Here is a 12,473-nt window from a genome sequence, read left to right on the forward strand (position 1 = left end):
AAATAAGTAAAACTTATATTTGGTGTTTCATGAAGATAACGCTCCGACAGGCACAAATTTTCGTGGGTATTGTGGACACAGGCTCTATTTCTGCAGCATCTGAACGAATACATATCTCTCAAGCTGCGGCAAGCATGGCGCTCAAGGCGTTTGAAGACGGGTTAGGGCAAGCGTTGTTCGAGCGACACCGAAAACGCCTGAATATCACCGATTACGGCATATGGTTGTTGCCAAAAGCACGACAGCTGTTGGAATTGTCGCAGTCGATTGAACAAGGGCCCAATGGCCAATTAACCGGCGCGCTTATGTTGGGAGTGAGTCAAACAATTGGAGAGCATGTGATAGGCGGATTCAATGCTGAGTTTTTGTCGAAGCACCCCAGGGTTAGTCTTCAGCTAGAGGTCATGAATTCTGATGACGTCTGCGAGCGAATCCTTAACCACAGAGCGCACATAGGCCTAATTGAAGGGGTTATCAATGCGCCTGGAATCAATGTTGAACCATGGATCACCGATGACTTAGTGGTGGTTACTGCGCCTGAAAATCCGATATTAAATTGTGAAAAAGTGTCTCAAAAAGAATTACTACAGCAGGCTTGGTTAGTACGTGAAAGTGGTTCGGGAACTCGAATGGTATTAGAACGAGCGCTTGGTGAAGCGTTCGAAAAGTTAGATATTGCTCATCAAGTTAATCATCCCGAAACTCTCATTGAACTGTGTATTCAAGGGCAAGGATTACTATGTGTTTCTAGACGAGCGGCACAACACTCACTACATTCTGGTCGTTTATGTGAAGTCGATACGGATTTAAAATTAATCCGTACTTTTTATGTGGTTACACGGTCGGGAGAGGCGCAGAGCCACATTTCACGCGTTTATTGTGAGAACTTACAACTTGCAGTTGGTGAAAATCGCAGTCATAGTGAATTCATAGCTATTCCAAATAGATACCTCATAAAGGTGCATCACAAGAGCTTTATTTAAAAATATTTACTGGCCCGAAGTACCTAAAAATTCGTGCTGGATTAAAGACTTTAATAACTTTTGGAGCGCTTTTAGCGCTATGGAGAACCGTCATGAGTGAAAATTACTTTAACTGGAGACAAGAAGTAAAGGATAAAACTCGCCATGTGACTGATCACAGTTCTGTCGTTCATCAAATGAACGACAAGCTACTGCAAGATCAATATTTCAAACAGCACATGAGTTCCGAAGAAGCCGCGCAAGCATTTTTGAAAGCCGTAGGTGACTTTAAGTAATCCCATGGGCGGATAGTTCTTATCCGCCCGTTTAACACAGTCTATGAGACTTACACTTCTGTATCATGTTGGCAACGAGCGCCGTATTGGCTGACTTTCCGTTAAGTATTTCCGTGGGTCTCCAACCAGAGCTCTTTGCGGTCTAGCGGTGTTGACTTGGGTAAGAACGGATTGTCGATCTGTATAATAGTGCGCTGTTGGAGATCGATTCGTGTCAGTGCATCTTGAATCAATGGATGGTTGTAAAACCAGCGATCAAACGAACCGTCGCTTATGGCGGCTTCAAATGCTACTTCCAAATCGTGTGCAAATGCTTCGTTGCCTTGAGCGGTGAATAGATACATAGGCAGTGGATACACCAACATCAAATTAGACTCTACGGTTAAGCTCAAATCAGGGCGCAGCTCAATTTCAGAATAAGGTTCGTGTACGGCTCTTGGAAAATAGTCAAACCGGCCGCCTTCGAGCATATTGAATAAGCTATTGTACTTGGGCGGCTTAACCATAGGCATTCCTGCATGTTCTAAAATAGGTGTGCTACCCCAGAACCGACCTTGCCCTGCTTTGAAAAACTTGAGTTGTTCTAGAGATGATATTTGAGTAAAGCGGTGTTGATCTCCCTCTTTGATGATGAATACCCGATGCCCCAATAGCCCTTTTAAAATAGGAAGACGAATCGGGCGTAACTCACGTTCCAATTCATCGTTTGTTGCAATGGCAGCAAACGACAGGCTGCCCGAATGAATCTCTGATATCTGGCGACTCAATGCCATCTGTTTTTCATTAATCGCCTCAAATTGGTATTTGTGCATTTGATCTTTCAGTAAAAATTGGATGAGTTCAAACGGATATTTATCTTTGGGTTGCTCGGTTGGAATATAGAAAATGGTTTGTGAGTGAGCCAATGCGGTAAACAACACTGTTACGATTGGAAAAACGCGGAGCACTAAACGCTGAATTGAAATGGGGTTGGTTAATTTGCACACAACTACACGCCTATAATTGATTTTTATTTTTTGGTATTACCTTTTAGGTTGTTTTGGTTTTAATGTTTGGTTTATTTTTTTACGAGCTGATGTATTTAGTTTAATGCGGTGAACACTGTATTTGTGATGGATATCGCCTTTTTGATTTTTTTGGTCATGCCAATTTTGTGCTGGCATGAGCCTGTGATTTTAGGTGTTCGCCAAGACCCTAGATCAACAGCGTTTGGTCGATCGGGTAGAAGTGACTGGTTGAATCGATGAGAGATTTAGCGGTGAGTTGAGGTACGCCATATACCCAAGTTTCACACTGTTGCTCTTGGCGGACATGTTGCAGCAGAAGATCGAAGTCTCCATCGCCTGAGAGCAATACCAGAGTGTCTACTTTTGGCGCGGCTTCCATCATATCAATGGTGATCCCTACATCCCAATCGCCTTTGGCTGAGCCATCGCTTCGTTGAATAAAGGGTTTTAATTTTATATTGAACCCGAGGTGCCGTAGCGCATCCTGAAATTTTCGTTGTCCGTCATTATCTCGGTAAATGGCGTATGCATTAGCAACAACAATGTCGCCTTGAACTTCAAGCTCTTGCCACAGTCGGCGGTAATTGAAAGAGCGCCCATACGCTTGTCGAGTGGTGTAATAAATATTTTGTACGTCTACAAAGACAGCGATACGTTTCACAAGGCAGCTCCGAGCAATAATGAGAACAGCACACTATACATGAGGACAGGCATAAAAAAGCCGCACTTTAAAAGGTGCGGCAAAAGAAATTTCTTGGGAGAAATTATACGATGTTAAAAACTTATGCTTGCGGTGGTAAAGCCGCAGGTGTTCCAGCTATTTCAGACACTTTTACGGTGCCGGCTTGATGTTCACGAATCAAGTTGGCGATGCTCGAAGCGCCGTTTTCAGCTGCAAACGTGCCAATGTCTTCCCCATTGCATACAATCTTGTTTGCAACGTCTTTCATGTCTAAACGATATGACTTCACTAGCTTTTTAAACGAAACCATCTGGTCGTTGGTACTTTGCTCGCAAATCTTGACGAGTGTGTTTTCAATGAACGGGTCCATCGCTGCGTTCGCATTCGCTACGTTAAGAACACCCACGGTCAAGATTGCTGTGATAATTGATAATTTCATAGTCCATTCCTCCGGATAATTGGGACAATGAGCACTTAAGCAAGTTGTTGCTTAAATGTATGGGTGTATTTGTAGACTAATTTTCAAGAGAAATAATAGGGGTTTGCATCACTTTTCGAAGTCTTTTTTTGGATAGGTTAGGTTCATTGATCTAGATTAACCTTTACATCTTGTTATCAATAATATAACTAATGCTATAGGTTAGATTTTTTTGGTTTTTTAGTCAGTGTTATGATTCTTTATCGCCTTTAATAGTGGGAATTTGGGGTTTTGGTGTGATTTTTTTTGGGGTTATTAAAACTAATCTATATGCTTTTGGGGGAAAGCCTTAAGATGTGCCATAAAAATGGCATGTGCCATCATTTTGAATCAATCAGCCGAAGTTTTTTCGCCCGTGTCATTTGCTTAATCTTATATTCGGCTTTACTTGCCTGTGAACGATCAACAAGAGCTTCTTGATAGACAATTTTACATGGCTTGTTGGTTCTAAAATATTTTGCTCCTTTGGCATTTGCAATACCGAGGCTCACCTCTAAGTGCTCTTTGAAGCGTCGTTCTACATCTTTGGTGATGCCGGTATACAGGGCGCCTTTGTGGGTCTGAATGATGTAGACGTACCAAGCCGTTTGGGTTTTATTCATAAATCGAAGGGTGCGTGTTGAAAAAGAAACCATGGTAACGTGCCTATTGTTGTGTCTCCACCGTTGATTTTTTGCCCAAGTGATTCGATTTATAGCGCTACATCAATCTGCTTCGCATTAACTTTTGATATAGCTGGCTCTAGCGCGATGAAAATACTATATGTTTAACAGGTATAAGGACTCGCCCATAAATCGCAATTCGGACAACAATAGTGGAGTAAAAGGATATGAGTGGATTATTTATTGTGTCATTAGCCGGTAAGGATCGCCCTGGCTTATTGCAACATCTGGCTCATCAAACACACAGTTGTGATGGTAAATGGCTGACAAGTCGTGTGAGTTACCTTGAGGGGCATCTAGCGGCCACAATTAAAGTGGAAGTGCCGCTTGAGCGTGAAACCGCAGTCAAGGATATGTTTAGTCATCAAGAAGGTCTCGTCTGCTGTTTTGATGATATTTCACAAGAGGCAACAGTGTGCCCAATGCCTTTGGATTTGTCCATTGAAGCCAATGATCGCCCCGGTATTGTCAATGACATTACCAACCTGCTGGATCAAAATGGTGTGAGAATATTGAATATGGAAAATCATCGCTTTCACGTTACGGCCGTGGGTATGAATATGTTTTCAGCAAAGCTTAAGTTGTCTTTGCCTGATCATCTATCTGAGGATAGCTTGATCGAAAAATTGGCTGAGTTAAAAGGCGGCTTAAGAGTGGGTAGAGCTTAACTCTCGGGTAGTCCAAATAGTCAGCGAAGGGACACGCAAGGCATCCCTTCGCCATCACTTATGCTGAATGTTTGTTGCGTCGCCGCCGGAGTCTTAAGCCACAAAGTGATAGCAACAACAGCGGCGTAAATGTGCCCATGTTACCGCCTCCGGATGATGTCTTATTAGGGGAGTTTTCTTCCTGCGGAGGTTGCACTTCAGTGGGAGGCTGTTCGCATTCGGGAACCAACACCGACAGCACATTAGAAACCACACTACCGGCTTCATTCGTCACCTTTAGTGAGTAATCATAACGAGATCCGTCGGTGACATTGTTGTCTAAGAAACGTGTGATGGAGGTAGTTGGGCTCGAAATGACGGATGCGCTCGAACCCGACAGGCCTCGAGAGAGACTTTGTGTATCAACATTACCTTGCTCCCCAACCCAACTGACCTCCACTTGTGAGCAGGTTAATGAGGCCGCGCTCAAAACCGGCACTTGTGGTAGCACTATTTCTGGAACCTCTGGAACCTCTGGAACTTCCGGGTTTTCAGGCAAAGAAGGGCAGTGGCTAAAACGAATATCTTTTGAAGTATCTGGATCAACGTCGATGTAGTTGGAAATTGTTGCGGAGCTGAGGCAAGTATTGCCGACCGAAACGTTGTTGAATTCAACGTTTTGGATCCAGTAAATGGCATCACCATCGTTTGCTGCATCTTTGTCTCCGCGAATAACCCCTTTTAAAAACTGATCGTTCACGCTGATGTTCGACAATATGAGATCTCCCAAGTAACCCACATCACTTAAAGGCACTTGCACTGCAATATTTTCGCCGCCGCTAGAGCGAGGTTTTAAATTGGTGATCCCTGGAATTGAGCCTTCAATAGTAATGTTTTCGATGCGAGTTGTAGTGTCTTCAACTTGTCCATCATATGGATAACCAAAGGGTTTATAGTCCAACCCTGTTTGCGCCATAATCAAGCCGTTATTGTTACCCATACCAACCCATTCAGGATGAATGATTTGTACGTCTTCCATTACTGAACCACCGGAATTGTAAGTATTGCTACCAGCTTCGCCTCCCCAACCGTAGGTCATGATCGCGCCGTTGTGGCCTGCCCAAAGCACCATGTCATGAACATGAATATTGAAGTTATAGAAAAAGTCATCCACCGCTCGCATAAAGGAATGGCTTACTTCTGACAAGTGACCCACTCTTACGCCGTCATTATTGGCATGCCAGCCCAAAAATTTAATGTTTTTAATCTCGTTTTTATTGCCCCCGACAATGCCATGAAAAGGAGCTTCTATGTAGCTAATACCTGTGACCTTCGACTTAGTGCCCAGTTCAATCAGCTCATGAACATCATAGTCATTTGATTTCCATTCATACTGACGACCGGTAAGAATGCCTCGTCCACGAATTTCAATGCTGCCTTCAGTTGCAGCAATATGTCCTTCAACAACTGCCCCTCCGGCAATATAAACGGTTTGGTTGGGGGTGACGTTAAGCTTGCCAAGCTCCGTGATCACATCACCATGATTGTCAAAATCTCTTAAATTGTAATGACCCGGAGCAAAATAAATGGTCTGTGAGTTTTCGAGATCTTGGATCGGTGTACTATTGGAATACGTCACCACGTTTGCGTCCTCAGCATTGACGGGAGAGGACTCCACTGGATCAATCCATATGCTCAGCATATGTTTGATCCAACCATGTTTGCTGGTTTGATTGTCGGCATCATTCAAAATGAACGGAAAAATACTGCTGGTTCTGATCTACTGAAAAGGCTACTTCACTGTGCTCCTCGTTGGCTACGGGCGTTATTCCGTATGACTTTGGAGCAATATGAACGGCATCTGATTCACCGTTGGTCCGTACCACTCTAAAATTCAAAGGACCATTGTCATTTTCGTATGAGACGTTGACATAAGAAAAACTTCGACCTTCGAGTTCATTCCCTTGCCAGTCTTTTTCATGATCTCGAGGCGTTGACAGCAACACTTGCAACTCTTGTTCAGGTCCCCCATTTTCAGAGACATAAATTTTGTAATGGGGAGACAGCTCAGAGGCTCCGCTGGATACATCCCATTGGTAGGTGTCTAATTGTGCATAAACGGGATGTATGGTGAAAAGAGTGAGCAGAGCCGCAGCACTTTTTTTGAAAATCATCATCAAGCCTTAAATCGTATGGTCATGGATTTAAAACTTATTTTGGAAGCCTGTAGCCAGAATAAGCATGGCTTTAGCCGATGTATGTGAGGCTTTATTTGGCTAAATTAATTGAAGTTCGACACTGCGCATCAATGCCTACCATTTTATGAAAACCAATGTGACTGTCATGCAGTGGAGGTATCAATGGTTGCTTATGAGGTCTGTAATTCGAGTGATATGCGATCTTTTTTGGGGAGCTTGCTGACGACTAATGCATAAGAATTATCAATAAGTCTGAGCACTTCATTGTTTGGCACTGAGCCATCGAAATAAATCGTGATCCAGTGCTTTTTATTCATATGATAGCCCGGAAGTATACCTTCAAAAACATCACAAAGGGCTGCGGCTTCGTCTGGGTTGCACTTCAGATTGAGAGTCATCATGTCGCCTCGATGACCGAGCAAAGCGAACATTTTCCCTTTGACTTTATACACATAAACATCTTTGCCAAACGGAAAGTCTAGTGAAGATTTGGGCGCTTCTAGTAAGTATTCGTTGAGTGCATTAAATTCCATTTTGACTCCTTTATCGGGGCGAGCAGAAGATTTAGATTCATCCGTTCAAGTGATACTTATCAGTATAGCTCGCTCTGCAGACCTTTGAAGGAGCGTTTATTTTTCGTGACGTAGTTATTGATAAGTGACTGAAAGACGAGAGTAAGAAGCCCCGTAGGGCTTCTGTCGTTTTAATTCAATCTTGATATAGATCGAGTACACCTGGTGTATTGACGAGGCTCCACGCTGTGAGGTTCGATAGTAAGTTCACTTCGGTCGCCGTCAATTCAGTTTGCTGAATCGTTTGGTAGTGTGGGAAGTGAGGCGTGTTGCTAACCAGGTCTTGCACGTCTGGACTGAGCTTGTCATACCAACTTTGCACTGAGTTCATGTAAACCCAGAGTACCGTCACAGTGTCGCTGCGTTTCACGCCAAACCACGCATTGGGCAGGATAGATAAAGTTTGTTGGAATGAAGCTGCATTTTGCCCTCCTTTGCTGGCTCTTGCCAGTCCATAAAGTAACTTGCCAAATTCGTTGGATGCAAAAATTTGGCTGTTCTTAAACTGAGGGTTTGTTGGGTTGCTGTCACCTGCGTACAACTTGTATTGGCCATGATCAAATGCTTGATAGCCAAATAGTGGGGGCAGCTGGCTGTCTACTTCAATGGTCGTTGCTAGGGTCTGATCTGGGTCTGTCTCTGGGGGCTCTACGCTGCTGTCACATGATAGTGGTGTGATTGAATTAACAAAGGAGATCACCGACTTTATGTCACTGTATGTGAGCATTGCAGCGACTCCGGTATTTTCCAAACTGCCACCATCGGCAAAACGAGTTGGCTTTACGGCGGGCTGAGGCAGCATAGACGGAGCAATTGGCCAGTACTGATATTGGGGCACAATTGCATCCAAAGGTGACGATGACAGCCTTACGTGCATAGCTCTTAAATCTGCGACTGTGCCTTTGAGTTCGGAGGTAAAATCATGGCTGTTTTGTGTGGCGTTTTTAGCCCAGAGTAAATGATGATACAAATCTTCTAAGTCGTGCTCGGTGACGCTTTTCAGTTCATTCCATATGGATTCATCAGCATGATAAATCGCATGGCACATGGCACTGAAATCTTCCTTCCAATCGCTAAATAAATTGAAGACTTGTTCGGCAAATGCGGCGCTACTGGTGCCAACAATATCCAGCAACGAAAAGGCACGTTGATTACTGATTTGTACCAGCTGGCTATCACCGGCCAGATTAACTTGGGGCAGATTCGAGTTAAACGCGAACGAATCAACGCCTCCTGATCCGACGTTTTTGCCGTTAGCATCAACTCCGGTTGGTGTGCCCACAATACCTGTGAAAAACGGGGTGCATTGAACCGGTGCCAAGTATTCAAAATCAGAACTAGACGATACGCTTTGTTGCACGAACATTGCGGTATTGCAGATTAAAAATGGGCGCTCTTCGTCTGCTACTGTATGGCCGATGATTTCGCTAAGGTTATGATTTTGTTGGGGTAGTGTTTCAAGCTGTGCAACAGTGCTGTCATTAAACGAGAAATAGGATGTTGGCTTTTGATCGTCGCCAGCAGTATATAAACCGTAGGGCTTTAAAAAGTGAATGCCAATCACTGTTTGCCATAGCATTGAAGCAGGAGTGTCGTGAAACAACCAAAGAGCAAGGGCCTTGAGGGCGATATCTGTGACTGAAAACGAACTCCCAATATTTTGTCCTACATTACCCTGAGGAAGTTGGTCCAGAGTTTCAGCTAAGCTGGCGCCTTGAGTTTGAGAGGGGACTAATTGGTTCGGGTCGGAAACGTAGGTGTTCAAATAGTTATTGGTGGTGCAATTTTGCAAATAAGTAAAAGGGACCCCCAGCCAAGAACCGCCAGATACGGTAGAGATAGCTTTGGTTTGTTCGAGTAGCGATTTACCATTTGCAGTTTTAAGATACTGGAGCGCTCTGAGTTGCCCCATGCCAGCAGACATCGCTCTAGAGCCGCCACCACACATGCAAATCCCTACATTACCTGGAGTTTCGCTACTGGCTCTTTGAGTCAGTGAAGAAATGCTAAACCCCTGTGTAGGAGTTGGAAAAGTAGTTGCACTAAAAGTGCTTTCAATTGAAAAGGTCATGAACAACATCCTGTTGAAATTATGATCATCGATGATCGTGGCTTAATTTAAAAATTATAGCTATTACCCGCCATTACACACCCACGTGTAATGCCTCAAGCTCCTTATAAAAAAGGCCGCTAATAAGCGGCCTTAGATATTATAAAATTAGATTATTTTTTACCGTGCCGCGCTTTCAGTACGTCAACCACTTGAGACAAACTCAAGCCTTGATGCTGAAGCAACACAAGCAAGTGATACATTAAGTCTGCCGATTCATTGAGCGTTTCTTCATCATCATTCACCGTGGCTGCGAGGGCTGTTTCTACGCCTTCTTCTCCTACTTTTTGGGCAATGCGCTTAGTACCACTTGCGAATAAGCTGGCGGTATAGCTACTATCGGCCGATGCACCTTTGCGTGACGCAATGACTTGCTCTAAATCTGAGATAAAGGCGATAGGAGCTTCGGCTGCATCGTTACCCCAGCAGGTTTCAGTGCCTGTGTGGCATGTTGGGCCAATAGGGTTGGCTTGAACTAATAGCGTGTCTTGATCACAGTCGGCTTGGATTGCTACTAAGTTGAGCGTGTTCCCTGATGTCTCGCCTTTGGTCCAAAGGCGTTGTTTGGAGCGGCTAAAAAAGGTGACATGGCCTGACTCAAGCGTGTGCTTCAATGCGTCTTGATTCATGTATCCCATCATCAACACTTTGCCGCTTTGCGCATTCTGCACAATTGCGGGCATCATTCCGTCAACTTTATCCCACGCCAATTGGGCGACATCTAATTCGTTAAACATGTTCAGATCCTTTATTCTGCGCGAATCGCGATGTTGTGTTGGCGCAAGAAGCTCTTTAATTCCTGCATATCGATAATTGCTTTGTGAAATACGCTGGCTGCTAATGCGCCGTCTACATCCGCGTCAGCAAAAGCGTCATTAAAGTGTTGCATGGTGCCTGCGCCGCCTGATGCGATAAGCGGCACGTTGCAGCGCTCGCGGACCAACTTCAGCTGTTCTAGATCGTAGCCATCTCGAACGCCATCTTTATTCATGCAATTCAGCACAATTTCGCCAGCGCCGCGTTTTTGCACTTCTTCAACCCAATCTAATGTGTTCCATTGAGTCGTGACAGTGCGGCTTTCATCACCGGTGTATTGTTTGACTTGATAACTGTTGGTTTGAGCGTTGAAAAAACTGTCGATTCCAACAACAACGCATTGCTTGCCAAAGGCTTGCTCCATTTCTGTAATAAGCTCTGGATTTGCAAGTGCGGGGCTGTTAATCGAAATCTTATCAGCACCATTGAGCAGAATTCGCCGTGCATCTTCAACGGTTTTAATACCACCGGCAACGCAAAATGGAATATCGATGACTTCGGCAACACGGCTGACCCAGCTTTTATCGACTACACGTGCGTCAGACGAGGCTGTGATGTCATAAAATACTAATTCGTCTGCGCCTACTTCAGCATATCGCTTTGCCAAAGGAACGATATCACCAATAATTTCATGGTTACGAAATTGTACGCCTTTTACTACTTTGCCATCGCGGACGTCGAGGCAAGGTATGATGCGCTTTGCTAACATAGTGCAAAAGCCTATATAAATTATTTACGGAACAAAGGGTTGTAGATTTTACTACGATTCAAATAGGAGCGACCCAGAGCGCAATAGTCAACAACTTCTATCTTTGTTATGAAGTGCGCGTAATTATGCAGATTAGGGCTTGTTTATGCAATCCGATTTATGCAGCACGCCCCGAACAATCTCACATCTCATGAATTCAAAGCAGTGCCACGAAATCGACGGCTTGCGTTTATGCTTTGTTGCTCGAAGGATTCGGAAAAGCATGATTGCGTTTCAGCTCAGACGGTGTCATTAAAAAATATTTTTTGAACGCTGTTACAAAATTAGAGACGTGATTATACCCCGCCAAATAAGCAGCTTCGCCGATGGTTTTTTGCTCCAACAAAATAGCGCGCCGAGCTAACTCCAAGCGTTGATTCCGCATGTATTCAAACACGGTGCATTGATGATGTGTTTTGAAGTAGCGTTGAAGTGTGCTGATACTCGCACCGAGTTGTTTCTCTATTTGTTTTAAAGTGAGCTGTTGGTGGAGCAGTTGAGCCAGCGATGATTCATACTCTTTATCGTGAGTAGTACGCTGCGCGTGAGTTAAATGCACGCGTGCTGGTTGGGCATGCCGTTCTAGAGAGAGCAATAGGGGGTAACAGTGGCTTATCAGTTCGAGTGTGAGTGCTTCAATCATGAGCTGATTTGTTAAGTTCTCTTGGCTATTTAGAGCGATTATTTTTTCTGCGCGAGTGATGAGTTGATTAGGGCAGGGCCAATGGTGAACGGTGCAGGACTCTGCAAAAATGGTCGCGGTTGTTTGGCGATCTATTTCCGACATACATCGTTCCATGAGCCATTTCCTATGAATAGAAATACTGATTTTTCGAACGTGTTGGCCTTTGCTAAAGTGCCGAGTGAATACCTGCGAGCCATCAATAATATTGGCAAACATCGTCGGGCATTCAGTTGCATCGAAGTGGTACTGGTGTTGATTGAGAGCATAATTGACCTTGCCTTCGAGCAAGATGTTGAAACTAATCATATCTTCAATATGGCTGGAGCTAGCACCGTCTTCTACTTCAAATGCATCAGTACAATGAATCATAGGGCCGGAGGCAAGTTGAACGAAGCTAATGTGGCCCGTTATGACATCTGATTGAGTGTTGCGACAAAACTGCATATTGGCTGGCTGATAGCCACAATCGGTTATCTTGCGCTCTAACTGAAGTTTCGAGAGGCTTGTTGGAGAAGGCTTGCTGGTTTGGGGCGTTATATCCATGACTATTCCGCATAACTATTTGACGATTTGGCACACTCTTTAAAGTAAACGATATCCTAACACAGTG

At 44.2% G+C, this 12,473-nt stretch carries 14 protein-coding genes; 3 read left to right on the forward strand and 11 right to left on the reverse strand.

The window, feature by feature from the left end; all coding sequences use genetic code 11:
• Positions 1–29 precede the first annotated feature (29 nt).
• Positions 30–983, forward strand: a complete 954-nt coding sequence (locus NAF29_RS06880) for a LysR substrate-binding domain-containing protein (protein WP_251260739.1) — start codon at positions 30–32, stop codon at positions 981–983.
• A 92-nt stretch (positions 984–1,075) separates the two neighbouring features.
• Entirely contained in the window at positions 1,076–1,258 is a 183-nt protein-coding gene (locus tag NAF29_RS06885) for a hypothetical protein (protein ID WP_251260740.1), read from the forward strand.
• A 101-nt stretch (positions 1,259–1,359) separates the two neighbouring features.
• Here NAF29_RS06885 and NAF29_RS06890 read toward each other — a convergent pair whose 3' ends face one another.
• The 4 genes from NAF29_RS06890 to NAF29_RS06905 form a co-directional block, all read right to left on the reverse strand.
• The gene (locus tag NAF29_RS06890; RefSeq protein WP_251260741.1) at positions 1,360–2,244 is read right to left on the reverse strand and encodes a diguanylate cyclase; all 885 of its coding nucleotides are present in this window, start codon (positions 2,242–2,244) and stop codon (positions 1,360–1,362) included.
• Positions 2,245–2,452: 208 nt separating this feature from the next.
• Positions 2,453–2,926: an NYN domain-containing protein gene (locus NAF29_RS06895; RefSeq protein WP_251260742.1), complete on the reverse strand. Its 474-nt coding sequence runs from the start codon at positions 2,924–2,926 to the stop codon at positions 2,453–2,455.
• Positions 2,927–3,047: 121 nt separating this feature from the next.
• On the reverse strand, positions 3,048–3,386 hold the full coding sequence (locus NAF29_RS06900; RefSeq protein WP_251260743.1) for a DUF3718 domain-containing protein: 339 nt from the start codon (positions 3,384–3,386) through the stop codon (positions 3,048–3,050).
• 359 nt (positions 3,387–3,745) lie between these two features.
• Complete coding sequence (locus tag NAF29_RS06905; protein ID WP_251260744.1) at positions 3,746–4,060, reverse strand: GIY-YIG nuclease family protein; 315 nt, start codon at positions 4,058–4,060, stop codon at positions 3,746–3,748.
• Positions 4,061–4,254: 194 nt separating this feature from the next.
• On the opposite strand from NAF29_RS06905, the gene NAF29_RS06910 reads away from it, so the two are divergent.
• Positions 4,255–4,755 (forward strand): glycine cleavage system transcriptional repressor, encoded by a 501-nt coding sequence (locus NAF29_RS06910; protein ID WP_251260745.1) that lies wholly within the window; start codon positions 4,255–4,257, stop codon positions 4,753–4,755.
• Between the two features lie 58 nt (positions 4,756–4,813).
• On the opposite strand, the gene NAF29_RS06915 is transcribed toward NAF29_RS06910, so the two are convergent.
• From NAF29_RS06915 to NAF29_RS06945, 7 genes are all read right to left on the reverse strand, one after another.
• Positions 4,814–6,436, reverse strand: coding sequence for a hypothetical protein (locus NAF29_RS06915; protein WP_251260747.1), 1,623 nt, complete (start codon positions 6,434–6,436; stop codon positions 4,814–4,816).
• Between the two features lie 40 nt (positions 6,437–6,476).
• Positions 6,477–6,911 carry a hypothetical protein gene (locus NAF29_RS06920; RefSeq protein ID WP_251260748.1) on the reverse strand — a complete coding sequence of 145 codons (435 nt, stop codon included), beginning with the start codon at positions 6,909–6,911 and terminating at the stop codon, positions 6,477–6,479.
• A 191-nt stretch (positions 6,912–7,102) separates the two neighbouring features.
• Entirely contained in the window at positions 7,103–7,465 is a 363-nt protein-coding gene (locus NAF29_RS06925) for an MmcQ/YjbR family DNA-binding protein (RefSeq protein WP_251260750.1), read from the reverse strand.
• A 175-nt stretch (positions 7,466–7,640) separates the two neighbouring features.
• Positions 7,641–9,575, reverse strand: coding sequence for a hypothetical protein (locus NAF29_RS06930; protein ID WP_251260751.1), 1,935 nt, complete (start codon positions 9,573–9,575; stop codon positions 7,641–7,643).
• A gap of 152 nt (positions 9,576–9,727) precedes the next feature.
• Positions 9,728–10,351, reverse strand: a complete 624-nt coding sequence (hisIE, locus tag NAF29_RS06935) for a bifunctional phosphoribosyl-AMP cyclohydrolase/phosphoribosyl-ATP diphosphatase HisIE (RefSeq protein ID WP_251260753.1) — start codon at positions 10,349–10,351, stop codon at positions 9,728–9,730.
• An 11-nt stretch (positions 10,352–10,362) separates the two neighbouring features.
• On the reverse strand, positions 10,363–11,139 hold the full coding sequence (gene hisF, locus NAF29_RS06940) for an imidazole glycerol phosphate synthase subunit HisF (protein WP_251260754.1): 777 nt from the start codon (positions 11,137–11,139) through the stop codon (positions 10,363–10,365).
• Positions 11,140–11,368: 229 nt separating this feature from the next.
• Entirely contained in the window at positions 11,369–12,406 is a 1,038-nt protein-coding gene (locus tag NAF29_RS06945; protein WP_251260756.1) for a helix-turn-helix domain-containing protein, read from the reverse strand.
• Positions 12,407–12,473 lie beyond the last annotated feature (67 nt).

The organism is Echinimonas agarilytica, from assembly GCF_023703465.1.
Classification (GTDB): Bacteria; Pseudomonadota; Gammaproteobacteria; order Enterobacterales; family Neiellaceae; genus Echinimonas; species Echinimonas agarilytica.

What these genes read in the sequence shown, in the direction of transcription:
- NAF29_RS06920 (WP_251260748.1), bottom strand. Translation starts at nt 6,911, where the DNA reads ATGATGATTTTCAAAAAAAGTGCTGCGGCTCTGCTCACTCTTTTCACC.
- NAF29_RS06885 (WP_251260740.1), top strand. Translation starts at nt 1,076, where the DNA reads ATGAGTGAAAATTACTTTAACTGGAGACAAGAAGTAAAGGATAAAACT.
- NAF29_RS06900 (WP_251260743.1), bottom strand. Translation starts at nt 3,386, where the DNA reads ATGAAATTATCAATTATCACAGCAATCTTGACCGTGGGTGTTCTTAAC.
- NAF29_RS06880 (WP_251260739.1), top strand. Translation starts at nt 30, where the DNA reads ATGAAGATAACGCTCCGACAGGCACAAATTTTCGTGGGTATTGTGGAC.
- NAF29_RS06930 (WP_251260751.1), bottom strand. Translation starts at nt 9,575, where the DNA reads ATGACCTTTTCAATTGAAAGCACTTTTAGTGCAACTACTTTTCCAACT.
- NAF29_RS06915 (WP_251260747.1), bottom strand. Translation starts at nt 6,436, where the DNA reads ATGCTGAGCATATGGATTGATCCAGTGGAGTCCTCTCCCGTCAATGCT.
- NAF29_RS06925 (WP_251260750.1), bottom strand. Translation starts at nt 7,465, where the DNA reads ATGGAATTTAATGCACTCAACGAATACTTACTAGAAGCGCCCAAATCT.
- NAF29_RS06945 (WP_251260756.1), bottom strand. Translation starts at nt 12,406, where the DNA reads ATGGATATAACGCCCCAAACCAGCAAGCCTTCTCCAACAAGCCTCTCG.
- hisIE (WP_251260753.1), bottom strand. Translation starts at nt 10,351, where the DNA reads ATGTTTAACGAATTAGATGTCGCCCAATTGGCGTGGGATAAAGTTGAC.
- hisF (WP_251260754.1), bottom strand. Translation starts at nt 11,139, where the DNA reads ATGTTAGCAAAGCGCATCATACCTTGCCTCGACGTCCGCGATGGCAAA.
- NAF29_RS06905 (WP_251260744.1), bottom strand. Translation starts at nt 4,060, where the DNA reads ATGGTTTCTTTTTCAACACGCACCCTTCGATTTATGAATAAAACCCAA.
- NAF29_RS06910 (WP_251260745.1), top strand. Translation starts at nt 4,255, where the DNA reads ATGAGTGGATTATTTATTGTGTCATTAGCCGGTAAGGATCGCCCTGGC.